We start from the raw sequence: 15,725 nt of genomic DNA, 5'->3' as shown, positions 1-15,725 counted from the left end.
TTGACTTGCTCAATTTAAAAAATAAAAATTAACGTTGACGTTTACTATTTCGTTCAGTTTTCAAAGAACTCTTGTCTCAAGGCGACTTTCTTATCTTACCACCTCAAGAATAACTTGTCAACAACTTTTTTCATTAAGTTATTTTCGAGTTATTTTTTTGTTGTTGTCTTAGCGACGTATATAAATATAACATCTGTTAACTTGTTGGTCAACAACTTTTTCAAAAAAAATAAAAGTTTTCTCGAAAAGATTCCAGAAAACTTTTATTTTGGATATTCCTCCAAATTATAATATGAAATTATTAATAACAAGTAAGGCAGCTATTCCTGGAATACCTAAAATAGCTGAAACAATGGCTGTGGGGAAATTAATAGGGATATGAATACCAAACTGTACGCCAAAAATGTTAATAAAGAAAAGCAGCAGAACGCCAATAATAAGCTTAATCGATAAATTTCCAATGACTCGAAGCATTTTTTCAACACCACCTGTTACTAAGAGTAGAATGATTAGTCCTATTAAAAAAGACACAACTACAATGGGATGATTTAGCATGTTGCCTCCTTCTTAAAGCAGATAAGTTATCTTATATGTATGTCCAAGCATTCAAAAAAAGCACTATTTCACGGAGGGAAATCCTTATTTTATAAAGACAACAAAACAGGATGCCTCTATGACATCCTGTTAATTGAAATATTTCGATGCTTGGCTTCTTTTAATAGAAAAAGATACTTCATTTTGGCTAATCGAATATCTACCATTACCTCTTCTGAAGGATCTACACTTCTTTCTACCATTGAAGTTTTGTGACTCCATTCCTGCTTTACTTGCATAAAAGTCTTCACAAATTCATCATCGTACTCTTTGCGTAACCAACCTTTTCTTTTAAAAAACATATGCAAGTACCTCGTTATACTTCTCTTCTACCTTCTAGGGCTTTAGATAATGTTACTTCATCTGCGTACTCAAGATCTCCTCCAACGGGTAACCCATGAGCAATTCTAGTAATTTTAATTCCTGTCGGCTTTAAGAGCCTAGAGATATACATAGCCGTAGCTTCGCCCTCTATATTCGGGTTAGTAGCTAAAATCACTTCTTGAATCTCGTGATCTTGAAGTCTTTTTAATAACTCTGGTACTTTGATATCTTCAGGCCCTATTCCTTCCATAGGTGAAATTGCGCCATGCAGGACATGATACAAGCCGTTATATTCTTTCATTTTCTCCATTGCAATGACATCCTTAGGGTCTTGCACGACACATACCACATTTCGCTCTCTGCGCTGATCTTGACAAATGTAGCAAGGATCTTGATCTGTGATATGCCCGCAAACTGAACAATAGGTTAAATTTCGCTTCGCATTGACTAATGCTTTTGCAAAATCTAATACTGTATCTTCTTTCATAGATAAAACAAAGAACGCTAAGCGAACAGCTGTTTTTGGACCAATGCCGGGTAACTTCATAAAACTATCTATAAGCTTTGATATTGGTTCTGGATAATGCACGTGGCAACCACCTTATTAAAGTCCTGGAATATTTAAACCTTTTGTAAATTGACCCATTGTGTTATTTGTTAAATCGTCCATTTGTTTTAATGCGTCATTTGTTGCTGCTAGTACTAAATCTTGTAGCATTTCAATATCTTCAGGATCTACTACATCCTCTTTAATATTTACATCAATTACTTGTTTCTGACCGTTAACCACAACTGTTACCATTCCACCGCCAGCTGTACCTTCAACAGTTTTTTCAGCTAACTCTTCCTGCGCTTTTTGCATATCTTTTTGCATTTTTTGCATTTGTTTCATCATTTTTTGCATATTGCCCATGCCTTTCATCATATGAACATTCCTCCTAAATTTACTCTTGAATTTCGATTAAGTCTTCTCCAAATAGCTTTTTCGCTTCTGCAACCACAGGGTCTTCCTCCTGTGGTTGACCTGATGACCCATCACTTTGCTGTCCTTGAAGAAACTCTTCTCTTACTTTATCCCATTCGCTTTCTGGAATTGCAACCATTTCACGCTTGCTGCCAATTAAAGTATATAAGATATTCTCTAAATTATCACGTACATTGTTGTTATTTTCAGAAGCCATTTTGCAATGAATTTCATATTTAAATTTAAGTATAAATGATTGATCTGAAGACGCAACTGGTTCACTGTTAGATAACAACGCTGCATGTGAAGCTTTATTTTGTTGTTTCAATGTGTCCAACACCTGCGCCCAAGATCGCTTAATCGTTTCTAAATTCTGCCGAGTGGCATTTTTTAGAACTTCATTTACCTTCCCAACAGGCGTTTTGTACTGACTTCTGGACTGTCTTGTCTGTTTTTTCTCTGTTTGCGCTGCCTGAGCTGTATGATCAACTTGAATACCTTTTTCTTTTAACTGCTGCAGTTCTGCTTCCATTTGATTCATTTTTTGCAAAATGTCTTGATATGGAAGAGTATCCTCTTGATTTGTAGAACTTTGAGCTAATTTTACTAAAGCTACTTCAAGTAGCACTCGAGGATGATTGCTCCATTTCATCTCTTGCTGAGTTTGGTTCAATTCAGCAATGACTTTATAAATAAAGGCACTATCCATTTTTGAACTGAGTTCTTTAAACTCTTCGTTAACCGCTGCTTTTTCAAGTAAATATGCATTTTCTTCAGAAGCTTGATAAAGCAGAACATCACGATAATAGAAGATGAGGTCCTCTACAAACCTCGCTGGATCTTTTCCGTTTTTGATCAAACTTTCAACAGAGTCTAGCGCTTCTACGATGTTTTCATTAAAGATAGCTTGGACGATCTTCACAATAAAAGCCTGTGATACTGCTCCTGTTATGGATAGAACATCCTCTAAGCTCACCTTCTCCGTACTATACGAGATGGCTTGGTCTAAAAGACTAAGTGCATCACGCATGCCGCCTTCTGAAGCTTTCGCAATTTCGTAAAGAGCATCCTCGCTTACTTCTAGCTCTTCAGAACCCAATACTTCCTTCATTCGATATACGATATCTTCTGGCGAAATGCGTTTGAAATCAAAGCGCTGACATCTAGAGATAATCGTTAATGGAATTTTATGCGGCTCTGTTGTAGCTAAAATAAAGATAACATGTGCAGGAGGTTCTTCTAACGTTTTTAATAAAGCGTTAAAAGCTCCAATTGAAAGCATATGAACTTCATCAATAATGTACACTTTGTATCGAACAGCACTAGGTGCATATTTTACTTTATCACGGATATCTCGAATTTCATCGACTCCATTATTAGAGGCTGCATCAATTTCAATTACATCCGAAATGGAACCATCAGTAATTCCCCGACAAGTTGCACATTCATTACAGGGTTCAGCAATGGGTGCTTTTTCACAGTTAACGGCTTTCGCTAAAATTTTAGCAGCTGTTGTCTTTCCTGTCCCTCGAGGTCCAGAAAATAAATACGCATGCGAAAATTTCTCTTGGACAAGGGCATTTTGAAGTGTTTTGATAATATGTTGTTGACCGACTACGTCGTTAAAGCTTTGAGGACGGTATACACGGTACAGAGCCTGATATGCCACTACATCCTCTCCTTTTAATATAATTCATTAGTTATCATTATAGCGTATTATGAGGTTTTTTTTCAAAATAGTGAGAGATAAAATAAAAAGCCTACTCCAACAGAGTAGACTAAACTTATGTATATAACTGCCGTGCACCTTCCGTCGATTAGCCACCCCAGGCGTTACTTAAGCAGTTAGCTCGGTTCAGGCGACCCCATGGCACATGAGAGGTTCTGCTTACTGCTGCTTCCTTCCGGACCTGACAGGGTTCACAGATTCCCATTGCATAGGACCCAAACGTCAACACCACTTACTTAAGGCAGGCCCTAAGATGAGCTAACCTCAAGAAGGAATTCGGCCTCGCTAGAGCGGATTGCGAGTACAGGGCACCGCTACCTCCCCGCTTAGCACGGCAAAGTTGAAACCAATAGTTTGGGCATCAAGTTGATGCATTTACAAGTATACGTCTTTTCATTCAAAAATGCAACCGCTATAGAAAACTTACTTTTTTAGCGCTATTTTCCAGCCTTTTTTCGTTGACGCAACTCACGAAAAAAGGTCGTTAAGAGGCTCCCGCATTCTTCTTCTAGCATACCTCCTACTACTTGTGCTTGATGATTAAACTTTTCAAACTCTAATAAGTTTAACAATGTTCCCGCGCAGCCACCTTTAGGATCATAAGCGCCAAACACAACTCTTTTCACTCTTGATAATACAATAGCACCTGCACACATCGGACATGGTTCTAAGGTGACATATAACGTAGCGTCTTCTAATCTCCATGTTCCTAGTTTCTTACATGCTTCATCAATTGCTAAAAGTTCCGCATGAGCAACTGATCGCTGTTCTGTTTCTCGTAAGTTATAAGCTGAAGCAACTACCTCGTCATTTTGAACAATAACTGCTCCAATGGGAACCTCTAATTTATCTTTGGCTTTTAATGCTTCATCAATTGCCAACCTCATATACTTTTCATCATTTAACACTTTTTATCCAACCTTACATATTATATTTTTTCTGAGTCAAACTATTTACTATGTACATCAGGAAAAGGAGAGACCTTATGTGAAGAACGCTAAAACTGCTTTAATTATTATTGATATGCTAAACGATTTTCAATTTAAAAACGGCAAAATACTTGCTGAAAAATCTTTAACAATTGCTCAAAACATTTCCAAATTAAAACAATATGCCTCGTCTCAACATATCCCTATCATTTATGTCAATGACCACTATAAGCTATGGCAAGCAAACTTAGAAACCATTTTAACACACTGCACAAATGAGATAAGCTCACCCATTCTACATCACATTTCACCACAAAACGCTGATTACTTTTTAATTAAACCAAAGCATTCTATCTTCTATGGGACAGCTTTAAATATTTTGCTATCACAGCTCGATGTGCATACACTTATTTTAACAGGAATTGCGGGAAATATATGCGTGCTTTTTTCAGCCAACGATGCTTATATGCGTGAGTATAACTTAATTGTGCCTGAAGATTGTATTGCTTCAAACGCAGATGAAGACAATACCTTTGCTTTGAGAATGATGCATAACGTATTAAATGCTCGTATTTGCAAACATACCGAGTTGATGAATTAAGTAAAAAGCCTTCTCATATGATGGAAGTAAGTCATATGAAATGGAGGCTTTTTATTATGCAAATTTACACTGTTAAAGCAGGTGACAGTATATATAGTATTGCAAAACAGTTCCGCATTGACGCAGGGAAAATTATAAGAGCAAATGAATTACCTAATCCAAATCAACTCGTCATCGGGCAATCTATGGTTATTCCAATCAACGGTACTTACTACACAGTAAAAGCTGGGGACACTATATGGAAGGTAGGAAGAAAATTAGGCGTTAGCTATCAGGCTATTGCCAATGCGAACAATGTTTCAGTTACAGCACCCTTAACACCTGGCCGCCGCATCTTAATTCCCCCTTCCCCCAACAAAAGAAACGGTGAGTTTTTAGGGTATGTTGAAACAAGCAATCGAAAAATCACTCCTCAAACAGAGAAAATGATTAATCAAAATGCAAAATACCTTACTTATCTCGGGCCAGCGAACTTCGAAGTGCAAAAAGACGGTTCTCTAAAGGCACCTCCACTTAACAATTTAGGTTCTATTGCTAAAGAAAATGACGTCATTTTCTTAATGGTATTGGCTAATATTGAAAACGGCGCATTCAGTGACGAAGTCGGCCGAGCAATTTTAAATAATAAAGACGTTCAAGATACGCTCTTAAATAATATTGTAAAGACAGCGAAAGAACAAAATTTCAGAGACATTCACTTTGACTTCGAATTTTTGCGTCCGGCAGATAAAGAAGCCTATATTGCATTTTTACAGAAAGCAAAAAAGCGTCTTCAAGATGAGCAACTTCTTATGTCTGTCGCTTTAGCTCCGAAGACAAGTCGAGATCAAAAAGGCAAATGGTATGAAGCACATGATTATAAAGCCATTGGAGAGATTGCTAACTTCGTTGTTCCGATGACATACGAATGGGGATATAGCGGTGGGCCTCCTATGGCCGTCTCTCCTATTGGTCCCGTACGTGATGTTTTAGAATATGCAGTATCTGAAATACCTAGTTCAAAAATTATCATGGGCCAAAACCTATACGGTTACGATTGGACACTTCCTTACAAACCAGGAGGAGAATATGCCAAAGCCATTAGTCCTCAACGAGCTATTGAGTTGGCAGCTCGCTATAAAGTAGCTATTCAATACGACAATAAAGCACAAGCTCCTTTCTTCCGGTATAAAGATGAACAGCAGCGCACCCACGAAGTATGGTTTGAAGACGCTAGGTCTATTCAGGCCAAGTTTGATTTAATCAAAGAATTAAAACTTAGAGGAATGGCTTACTGGAAACTAGGCTTAGATTTCCCGCAAAACTGGCTCTTGATTGAAGACAACTTCAAAATTACAAAAAGAGTGACCCAGCCATAAATAGGGAAAGCTTACTGTTAACAGTAGGCTTTTTGTTATTCTTCTTACTGAAAGAAATTTCTTTTCCCCTTATTCTCCTTCTCTATGTTAAAATATTTTTTGTCTGTTTTTTTTGAACGAGTGGTCATGAAGGAGGCAAATGAATGCAAGGCACACCTTTTATTTCAGTAGAAGGACCCATCGGTGTCGGAAAAACCTCTCTAGCTAAAGAGATTGCACAAGCATTTCAATTCGAAATTTTAAAAGAAATCGTAGATGAAAATCCATTTCTCGGGAAATTTTATGAAAATATCAACGAGTGGAGTTTTCAAACCGAAATGTTTTTTCTATGTAATCGATATAAGCAGTTGGAGGATATTCAAAAAGGGTTCTTATCTTATAAAAAACCTGTTGTAGCAGATTATCATATTATGAAAAACATGATTTTTGCTGAGCAAACGTTAAAAGATGAACAGTATAAAAAATATGTACAAATCTTCCACATCTTAACGGCTGATATGCCAGCTCCGAACATTATTATTTATTTAAATGCCAGTTTAGATACCTTGTTAAAGCGTATTAAAATGCGCGGAAGAGAAATTGAACGAAACATCGATCCTCACTACCTTGCGAGGCTAAGTGATGATTATGAAAAAGCTATGACGGCGTTTGAACAAAATAACCCTGATGTAACCATTTTACGTTATGACGGTGATGAAATAGATTTTGTACAAAATAAACAACACTTAAATAGAATCTTATCAGAGGTTCAAGAGAGTATGTTAAAAAGGAGTATGTAATGGTAAACTTACGATCGAAATACAACATTCCTAATGATGCTGTGTTGACGATAGCGGGTACAGTTGGAGTTGGGAAATCTACAATGACTCAATCATTGGCTGATGCTCTCCAATTTCGCACATCGTTTGAAAAAGTAGATTCCAACCCTTACCTGGACAAATTTTATGGGGATTTTGAACGTTGGAGCTTCCACCTACAAGTATATTTTCTAGCGGAACGCTTTAAAGAACAAAAGAAAATTTTCGAGTATGGCGGCGGCTTCATCCAAGACAGATCCATTTACGAAGATACCGGTATTTTTGCTAAGATGCATTTTGAAAAAGGAACGATGTCTAAAGTAGACTATGAAACATATACAAGCTTGTTCGATGCAATGGTTATGACTCCATATTTCCCTCATCCGGATCTGCTCATTTATTTGGAAGGCAGCTTCGAAGATATTGTAGATCGCATTCAAGAAAGAGGGCGACCAATGGAACAACAAACGCCTCTTGATTATTGGAAAGAGATGCACGCCCGATACGAAGACTGGATTAATAACTTTACGGCTTGTCCTATTCTTCGTTTAGATATTAGAGAATACGACCTTATCAAGGATCCTGATTCAATTGAATCAATTGTTGAAAAAGTGGCTCGCTTTTTACAACATAATGAAAAGCTAAAACGTCGTCATCTATAAAAAAATGCCGCTTTAATAGATAAAGCGGCATTTTTAACAAATAAAAAACCGTTACTTATAAGTAACGGTTTTCCAATCTCCAATTTATCGCGCTATGTTAATTGCATTATAAGTCAAATATGGCGGAGGAAGAGGGATTCGAACCCCCGCGGGCTTTAACACCCCTGTCGGTTTTCAAGACCGATCCCTTCAGCCGGACTTGGGTATTCCTCCGTATCGACAAGTATTAATTTATCATATACAAATAATGAAGTCAACTCTTTTATTGATTTTTTAAAAAAAGATGTTCATTAAGAATTAATTCTTAATGAACATCTTCTACTTTTATTTAGAAATAAATTCTTTATTTCCCATATATGGACGCAGCACTTCTGGAATTTGAATTGATCCATCTTCCTGCTGGTAGTTTTCTAAAATTGCAGCTACCGTACGGCCAATTGCTAAGCCAGAACCGTTTAGTGTATGAACATGCTCTGGTTTTGCTTTTGTATCACGGCGGAAGCGAATATTAGCACGGCGAGCTTGGAAGCTCTCAAAGTTTGAACAAGAAGAAATTTCACGATACGTTTCATAACTTGGAATCCAAACTTCAATATCATACTTTTTGGCTGCTGTGAAACCTAAGTCAGCTGTACACATGCTTAGAACTCGGTAAGGTAAACCTAATAGTTGAAGAACCTTTTCAGCATGGCCCGTTAATTTTTCTAATTCATCATAAGAATCTTCTGGCTTAACAAAGCGAACAAGTTCTACTTTATTAAACTGATGCTGACGAATAAGACCACGTGTATCTCTTCCTGCAGAGCCTGCTTCTGAGCGGAAGCAAGCACTATACGCTGTATAAGCAATTGGAAGCTGATCTCCGCTTAAAATTTCATCACGATGTAAATTTGTAACTGGTACTTCAGCTGTAGGAATTAAGAAATAATCTTCTTCTTTAATCTTGAATGCATCTTCTTCAAATTTAGGAAGCTGCCCTGTTCCTGTCATGCTTGTGCGATTCACCATATATGGAGGAAGGATTTCTTCATAACCATGCTCATCCATATGTAAATCCATCATAAAGTTAATAAGAGCACGTTCTAATCTTGCACCTAACCCTTTATAAAATACAAAGCGGCTTCCCGTTACTTTCGAAGCTCTTTCAAAATCTAAAATATTTAAATCTGTTCCTAAATCCCAATGCGGTTTTGGTTCAAAATCAAATTGTTTAATTTCTCCCCATTTGCGAACTTCTACGTTATCATCTTCAGTTTCACCTACAGGCGTACTTTCATGTGGAACGTTAGGAATTGAAAGCAGCAATAGTTCTAATTCTTCTTCAACGCTGCGAAGCTCTTCATCCAATTGCTTTACGCGATCTCCTACTTCACGCATTTCAACGATTAAATGATCAGCATCTTGTTTTTCACGCTTCAATTGTGCAATTTGCTGTGATACTTCATTTCGCTTGCTTTTTAACTCTTCTGTTTGAGCAATTAGCTCACGGCGTTTTGCATCTAACTCTTCAAAGCGACCTAAGTCCGTTAAGTCCTCACCACGAAACTTGAGCTTTTCTTTTACTTCATTAAAATTAGCACGTAAAAATTTTAAATCTAACATACTTAGTACCTCCTTTAGTATAAAAGGGCAAAATAAAAACTCTCATCCCCATGAAAGGGACGAGAGTTTACCCGCGTTGCCACCCTAATTGAAAGCTAAAATAAGCCTTCCTCTTAAACCAGATAACGGATGAACCGAAACTGCCTACTACTTTTTCGACAGCTTGCTCCAGGACGGATTCATAAGAATTGATTATCGATTCACACCAGCCATCGACTCTCTTGAAATCAAAAATCTTATTACTATTTCCTATCAACGCTTTATACCAATATCATTTTTATTAATCATAATGTACTACAAGTCTTTACAAGATGCAATTCATTTATACAGGTTTTTTTGAAGCTTCTTCAACCATTGCTACAAAATACTGTGCCATGCGAGCATCATCTGTCAATTCTGGATGAAACGAACATCCCAAGAATTGACCTTGTCTTGCCGCAACAATTCGGTCGTTATGCATTGCTAAAACTTCAACGTTTTCTCCTACTTCTACAATATGCGGAGCACGGATAAATACGCCTATAAAATCTTCACCGATATCTTTAATATTTAGGGCAGCTTCAAAGCTATCCCGTTGACGCCCAAACGAGTTGCGAGCTACCGTAATATCCATAACACCTAAATGGGGCTCTTCACGGTCAACGACTTGTCCTGCGAGTAAAATTAAACCCGCACACGTACCAAATACCGGTTTACCTGCTTGTGCAAACTGGCGAAGAGGTTCCATAAAGTCATATTTGTCGATCAGACGACGCATTGCTGTGCTTTCGCCGCCCGGTAGGATTAAACCATCTATTTCGTTTAGCTGTTCAACTTTTTTTATGATAATGGCTTCAGCGCCTGCTGCTTCTAATGCTTGTGCATGCTCGCGAAAGGCACCTTGTAATCCTAACACGCCTACTTTTACCATTTTGTCAAAACTCCCTTTAAATTACCATCCACGCTCTTGCATGCGGTTTTCTGGTAATAATGATGAAATTTCAATCCCTTTCATTGCACTTCCTAACCCTTTTGACAAGTTTGCAATAAGTTCATAGTCTTGATAATGTGTTGTTGCTTCCACGATTGCACGTGCAAACTTTTCAGGGTTGTCTGATTTGAAGATTCCTGATCCAACGAACACGCCGTCTGCTCCAAGCTGCATCATTAACGCTGCATCTGCTGGTGTTGCTACACCGCCTGCTGCAAAGTTTACAACTGGTAAACGACCTTCACGTTTAATTTGCAGTAATAACTCATAAGGTGCGCCTAATAGTTTAGCTTCTGTCATTAACTCATCTTCGTCCATGCCCACAACTTTACGTACTTGAGCGTTTACTTGACGCATATGACGTACTGCTTCCACGATGTTTCCTGTCCCTGGTTCGCCCTTTGTACGAAGCATTGCAGCTCCTTCAGCAATACGACGAGATGCTTCGCCAAGATCACGGCAACCGCACACAAATGGAACCGTAAATGTATTTTTATTCAAATGAAACTCCTCATCAGCTGGAGTCAACACTTCACTTTCATCGATGTAGTCTACACCCATCGCTTCTAGCACGCGTGCTTCAACAATATGGCCAATACGAGCTTTTGCCATAACTGGAATGGACACAGCATTCATCACTTCTTCAACAATTGTTGGGTCTGCCATACGAGACACGCCGCCTGCTGCACGGATATCAGCTGGAACACGCTCTAATGCCATAACGGCAACAGCGCCTGCTGCTTCTGCAATTTTTGCTTGCTCTGCATTGATAACGTCCATGATAACGCCACCTTTTTGCATTTCCGCCATTCCTCGTTTTACACGATCAGTACCTGTAATGTTATTCATGTTTGTCTTCCTCCTGTATCAAGTGTTTCACAATAATTTTTAGTGTATATACAAAATTCAAAACTTAGTGTCTATTTTACCGCATTTTTCGGAAAATTCCTATCTAATTTATAGATTATATACAAACAAATCTAAAAATAAAAAGAAGAGATACTCTCTTGTAGTATCTCTTCTTTCTCTTGAGTTATCATTAAAACCAGTTATTCACTGTATTTGCAGCATTCATCCAAATATCGCTGAAGAAGTTGCCAATACTGCGGATAGCGAGAGAGAACCATCCAGCTTTTTCAACAGATTCGTTTGTCACAACCGGCGTCATGCTATCTGTAGTTTGACCTCCTACATAGCCTAAATCTTTAAGATTGCTGTTTGTTGCACTCACATAAGCAACTGTTTCTCCTTTTTTAATAGGAGCAACAACTTTTTGATCGTTCATAACTTTATCGTTTAACTTAAAGTTGATTTTAGTATGATCTTTTTGACCTTTTTCGGTAATAATCTTTACCGAATTCTTTGGAGAAACGGAAGCTTCTTTTGATTTTCCTTTAGCAACATCAATTGTTTCATGCCCTTTAATCTCGCCGTTAGCAGGCACTACTTCTTTTAACTGAAAATGACTAAAAGCATAATCCAATATCTTTTTCGTTTGGGAAAAACGAGCAGCTTCCGTAGACTTGCCGTTTTCCTTAGCATTCATTACAACTGTTATGTATCTTACCCCATTACGCTCTGCAGTCCCAGTGAAACATTGACCTGCAAAATCTGTATGGCCAGTTTTTAAACCGTCTACGCCGCTGTAGGCAGCTGAAAAACCTGGGAGCATCTTATTCCAATTGTTCATTTTTGTTTCGCCTTGTTGCCCTTGTCTAAACATCTTAGAAGGAGTTTTAGCTACTTCCAAAGATTCTGGATAATCATGAATTAAGTGATAAGCAAGGGTAGCAACTGCCCGAGCCGATAGAAGGTTCTCATCTTCTTCCTTCGTTCCTTTTGGATACATTCCTTTTAGCAAAGAATTAGAAAGACCTGTGGAATTGACAAATTTTGATTCACCCATATTTAATCTTTTTGCCGTTTCGTTCATTAACTTAATAAAGTTTTCTTCGGAACCGCTGACAGCTTCAGCTAAAGCAATCGCAGCTCCATTAGCTGAGTAAATAGCCATGGCATCATATAATTCTTTCACCGTGTATTTTTGGTTTTCAATTAACGGTACATTCGATAATCCATAATCCTGAGAAATTTCAGCTGCATATTTACTAACTGGCACACGTTGATCCCAAGATAATTTCTTATCTTTTATGGATTCTAATACTAGGTATTCCGTCATCATTTTTGTCATGCTTGCAATACCTAATAAAGCATCCGTATTTTTCCCGTATAATACTTTCCCCGTACTTGCCTCTACTAAGATCGCTGCATCTGCTTCAACGCCAATATCATCTGTTTTAGGAGCAGCTGATGCTTGTGTAGAGACAAAAAATACGCTGGCCATTAACATAACAGCAATGACACAAATTAATTGTTTCTGTACTGCGTTTCTCACTCTATACCCTCCAAACGTAAACTCACATAAATGTAATTTTATCATACTAAAATTTAAAAAAATAGATAAAGAAGTACTGTTACATTCGTGATCAATGACATAAAAAACACGTTTCCCTAATAGGGAAACGTGTTTTTTAAACATTCATGATTATCTCATAGAATAGTTAGGAGATTCTTTTGTGATTTGTACATCATGTGGGTGGCTTTCTCTTAAACCTGCTCCAGTCATACGAATGAATTGTGCCTGTTCACGTAACGCTTCTAAGTTAGCTGAACCACAGTAACCCATTCCTGCGCGTAAACCGCCAATCATTTGATATAAAGTATCTGCTACAGGTCCTTTGTAAGGCAAACGGCCTTCGATACCTTCTGGAACTAATTTTTTATTATCTTCTTGGAAGTATCGATCTTTACTTCCTTTTTCCATGGCTCCTACAGAGCCCATTCCACGGTACACTTTAAAGCGTCTACCTTGGTAGATTTCTGTTTCTCCAGGGCTTTCGGTCGTTCCTGCTAGAAGGCTTCCTAGCATTACTGTATGTCCACCAGCTGCAAGTGCTTTTACGATATCTCCAGAGTATTTAATACCGCCATCTGCAATGATAGCTACACCGTGCTTACGAGCTTCAGTTGCACAGTCATATACTGCTGTAATTTGTGGAACGCCTACACCGGCTACAACACGAGTTGTACAAATTGAACCAGGTCCAATTCCTACTTTTACTACGTTTGCTCCCGCTTCAATTAATGCTTTTGTACCTTCAGCAGTTGCTACGTTACCAGCAATAATATTTAACTCTGGATATGCCTCGCGAATGCTGCGTACCGTATCTAAAACGCCTTGTGAATGTCCATGCGCTGTATCAATAACGATAACATCAACGCCAGCTTGTACTAATTTTTCGATACGAACATTTGAATCAGCTGTTACGCCAACAGCTGCTCCAACTAATAATCGACCTTGTTGATCTTTAGCTGCATTTGGAAACTCAATTACTTTTTCAATGTCTTTAATTGTGATAAGACCTTTTAATACGCCATTGTCATCTACAAGAGGTAACTTTTCAATTTTGTATTGCTGTAGAATTTTCTCTGCTTCTTCTAAAGTCGTTCCTACTGGAGCAGTAACTAATTCTTCTTTTGTCATTACATCAGCAATTTGCATTGAATAATCTTGGATGAAACGCAAGTCGCGGTTTGTAAGGATTCCAACTAGTTTTTGTTCTTCTTCGTTGTTGACAATCGGCACACCTGAGATACGATATTTGCCCATTAAATGTTCAGCAGCAAATACTTGGTTTTCAGGAGTTAAAAAGAAAGGATCCGTGATAACACCACTTTCAGAACGTTTTACTTTATCAACTTGTTCTGCTTGCTGTTCAATCGACATGTTTTTGTGAATGATACCTAAACCACCTTGTCTAGCCATCGCAATAGCCATTTCAGCTTCTGTAACTGTATCCATTCCTGCACTGATGAACGGCACCTTTAATTTTAATGTTTTTGTTAGTTCAACACTCATATCAACGTCTTTAGGTAGTACCTCAGATTTTGCTGGCACCAGTAAAACGTCATCAAATGTTAAGCCTTCTTTAGAAAATTTGCTTTCCCACATTATAGAATCCTCCTTTAAACGACAGAATATTATTAGTAGATTAACAAGCAGATATGTACCTGTCAATAACTTCACTAGATATCAGATAATTCTAATAAAAAGAAAAGGTGATTTAGTTGCATAAATTTAATGATGTTTGGACGTCCTACAATTTATTTTTCTCCGTTCCTTTTGTACAAGACTTTTTAAAAAAGCGCTATCAAAAATTGAATTATAGCGATGCAGAGCAACATAGCTTTAAAAACAGTTACCCATTTATTTATTATTTGGAACACAGTAAAAATTATTATCAAGTTGCGGCACAATCTCCTGTATCAGTTCAACCAGTTTTATTATTTTATGGAATGTCACAGCTGTTAAAAGCCTGTTTGTTAACGCAAAACCCAGTATATCCAGAAAATACGGCGGTGTTAGCACATGGAGTATCAACACGAAAAAGAAAAAAACAAAGTTATGATTTTTTAGATGATGAAGTTAAGATCCAAAAAAACGGTTTGTTTTCACAAGTAGGAGAAGAATTGTTTCATGTGAAACAAATGGAAGGTAGTAAATATACAATGAATTATCTGTTGTCGTGTGTACCGGAATTAGATACATTATTTTTAAATTTGGGTACTAGGTCATTTTCCCATTTAACAACTATTGGATCGCTTCCAGCTACCTCTTTGTCTATTCCTGAACAAGTTACACGGTGTTATCATATGAATCACGAAAGGCTCTACTCTTTTTTAAAAGAGCGTTCCCGCCTATCATTGTCTCTGTCAGAAGATCAGGTATGTATTCTTGATCCTTCAAGCTGTTTATATAATTGTTCACCTTTTATGTACAATTTCCAAAATAACACGCTGCATGCACCTTTGGAAAAAGATAGCTGCTTATATTTCCCTGAGATGTTGGCACATTACTTATTACTTTATAATTTAAGTATGATTTCACGTTATGAAACAGAGTGGTGGTATGAATTATTGCATACATACTCTTCGAAAGATTACCCATTTATCTTGAGGTTCCTTGAAGTTACGGCTCAAAAGATTCCTTACTTAATTTCTTGTTACTTAAATGAACATACAAAAAAAGACTAGCTAAAATAGCTAGTCTTTTTTCAAGTGCCTGGCAACGTCCTACTCTCACAGGGACAAAGTCCCAACTACCATTGGCGCTAAAGAGCTTAACTTCCGTGTTC

16 protein-coding genes, 1 tRNA gene, 1 other RNA gene and 1 other annotated feature are annotated in these 15,725 nt (G+C 37.6%); of the genes, 5 read left to right on the top strand and 13 right to left on the bottom strand.

Going from position 1 to position 15,725, the window contains the following annotated elements:
- Positions 1-285 precede the first annotated feature (285 nt).
- The 7 genes from ACFX4N_RS30620 to tadA form a co-directional block, all read right to left on the bottom strand.
- On the bottom strand, positions 286-555 hold the full coding sequence (locus ACFX4N_RS30620; RefSeq protein WP_013081328.1) for a pro-sigmaK processing inhibitor BofA family protein: 270 nt from the start codon (positions 553-555) through the stop codon (positions 286-288).
- 116 nt (positions 556-671) lie between these two features.
- A complete protein-coding gene (locus ACFX4N_RS30615) occupies positions 672-896 on the bottom strand; it encodes a YaaL family protein (RefSeq protein ID WP_013054840.1) in 225 nt (74 codons plus the stop codon).
- Between the two features lie 14 nt (positions 897-910).
- On the bottom strand, positions 911-1,507 hold the full coding sequence (recR, locus tag ACFX4N_RS30610) for a recombination mediator RecR (RefSeq protein ID WP_057275120.1): 597 nt from the start codon (positions 1,505-1,507) through the stop codon (positions 911-913).
- Positions 1,508-1,522: 15 nt separating this feature from the next.
- Entirely contained in the window at positions 1,523-1,843 is a 321-nt protein-coding gene (locus ACFX4N_RS30605; RefSeq protein ID WP_013081327.1) for a YbaB/EbfC family nucleoid-associated protein, read from the bottom strand.
- 19 nt (positions 1,844-1,862) lie between these two features.
- Positions 1,863-3,551: a DNA polymerase III subunit gamma/tau gene (gene dnaX / locus ACFX4N_RS30600; RefSeq protein ID WP_013054837.1), complete on the bottom strand. Its 1,689-nt coding sequence runs from the start codon at positions 3,549-3,551 to the stop codon at positions 1,863-1,865.
- A gap of 130 nt (positions 3,552-3,681) precedes the next feature.
- An RNA gene (gene ffs / locus ACFX4N_RS30595) (signal recognition particle sRNA large type) lies at positions 3,682-3,946 on the bottom strand.
- A gap of 102 nt (positions 3,947-4,048) precedes the next feature.
- Entirely contained in the window at positions 4,049-4,519 is a 471-nt protein-coding gene (gene tadA / locus ACFX4N_RS30590) for a tRNA adenosine(34) deaminase TadA (RefSeq protein WP_013054836.1), read from the bottom strand.
- Positions 4,520-4,598: 79 nt separating this feature from the next.
- Here tadA and ACFX4N_RS30585 point away from each other — a divergent pair, with 79 nt between their 5' ends.
- The 4 genes from ACFX4N_RS30585 (at position 4,599) to ACFX4N_RS30570 (ending at position 7,958) form a co-directional block, all read left to right on the top strand.
- Entirely contained in the window at positions 4,599-5,141 is a 543-nt protein-coding gene (locus ACFX4N_RS30585; RefSeq protein WP_029325237.1) for a cysteine hydrolase family protein, read from the top strand.
- Between the two features lie 56 nt (positions 5,142-5,197).
- Positions 5,198-6,499, top strand: a complete 1,302-nt coding sequence (locus ACFX4N_RS30580; protein WP_013054834.1) for a glycoside hydrolase family 18 protein — start codon at positions 5,198-5,200, stop codon at positions 6,497-6,499.
- 143 nt (positions 6,500-6,642) lie between these two features.
- Complete coding sequence (locus tag ACFX4N_RS30575; RefSeq protein WP_028410386.1) at positions 6,643-7,278, top strand: deoxynucleoside kinase; 636 nt, start codon at positions 6,643-6,645, stop codon at positions 7,276-7,278.
- The gene (locus ACFX4N_RS30570; protein ID WP_013054832.1) at positions 7,278-7,958 is read left to right on the top strand and encodes a deoxynucleoside kinase; all 681 of its coding nucleotides are present in this window, start codon (positions 7,278-7,280) and stop codon (positions 7,956-7,958) included. The genes ACFX4N_RS30575 and ACFX4N_RS30570 overlap by 1 nt, the downstream gene beginning before the upstream one ends.
- A gap of 120 nt (positions 7,959-8,078) precedes the next feature.
- On the opposite strand, the gene ACFX4N_RS30565 is transcribed toward ACFX4N_RS30570, so the two are convergent.
- From ACFX4N_RS30565 to guaB, 6 genes are all read right to left on the bottom strand, one after another.
- Positions 8,079-8,171: transfer RNA gene (locus tag ACFX4N_RS30565), tRNA-Ser, on the bottom strand.
- A 111-nt stretch (positions 8,172-8,282) separates the two neighbouring features.
- Positions 8,283-9,560 carry a serine--tRNA ligase gene (gene serS, locus ACFX4N_RS30560; protein ID WP_013054831.1) on the bottom strand — a complete coding sequence of 426 codons (1,278 nt, stop codon included), beginning with the start codon at positions 9,558-9,560 and terminating at the stop codon, positions 8,283-8,285.
- Positions 9,561-9,612: 52 nt separating this feature from the next.
- Positions 9,613-9,825: a binding site (T-box leader), on the bottom strand.
- Between the two features lie 57 nt (positions 9,826-9,882).
- Positions 9,883-10,470, bottom strand: coding sequence for a pyridoxal 5'-phosphate synthase glutaminase subunit PdxT (gene pdxT, locus ACFX4N_RS30555; protein ID WP_013081320.1), 588 nt, complete (start codon positions 10,468-10,470; stop codon positions 9,883-9,885).
- 21 nt (positions 10,471-10,491) lie between these two features.
- Positions 10,492-11,379, bottom strand: a complete 888-nt coding sequence (gene pdxS / locus ACFX4N_RS30550) for a pyridoxal 5'-phosphate synthase lyase subunit PdxS (RefSeq protein ID WP_013054829.1) — start codon at positions 11,377-11,379, stop codon at positions 10,492-10,494.
- Positions 11,380-11,569: 190 nt separating this feature from the next.
- Positions 11,570-12,925: a serine hydrolase gene (locus tag ACFX4N_RS30545; protein WP_057275119.1), complete on the bottom strand. Its 1,356-nt coding sequence runs from the start codon at positions 12,923-12,925 to the stop codon at positions 11,570-11,572.
- 150 nt (positions 12,926-13,075) lie between these two features.
- A complete protein-coding gene (gene guaB, locus ACFX4N_RS30540; protein WP_013054827.1) occupies positions 13,076-14,542 on the bottom strand; it encodes an IMP dehydrogenase in 1,467 nt (488 codons plus the stop codon).
- A gap of 116 nt (positions 14,543-14,658) precedes the next feature.
- Between guaB and ACFX4N_RS30535 the strand changes: the two genes are divergently transcribed.
- Positions 14,659-15,624: a YaaC family protein gene (locus ACFX4N_RS30535; protein WP_029325233.1), complete on the top strand. Its 966-nt coding sequence runs from the start codon at positions 14,659-14,661 to the stop codon at positions 15,622-15,624.
- The last annotated feature ends 101 nt before the right edge of the window (positions 15,625-15,725 follow it).

It is taken from the genome of Priestia sp. YIM B13551 (assembly GCF_042787905.1).
Taxonomy (GTDB): Bacteria; Bacillota; Bacilli; order Bacillales; family Bacillaceae_H; genus Priestia.
This window is presented reverse-complemented; position numbering and strand designations above follow the sequence as displayed.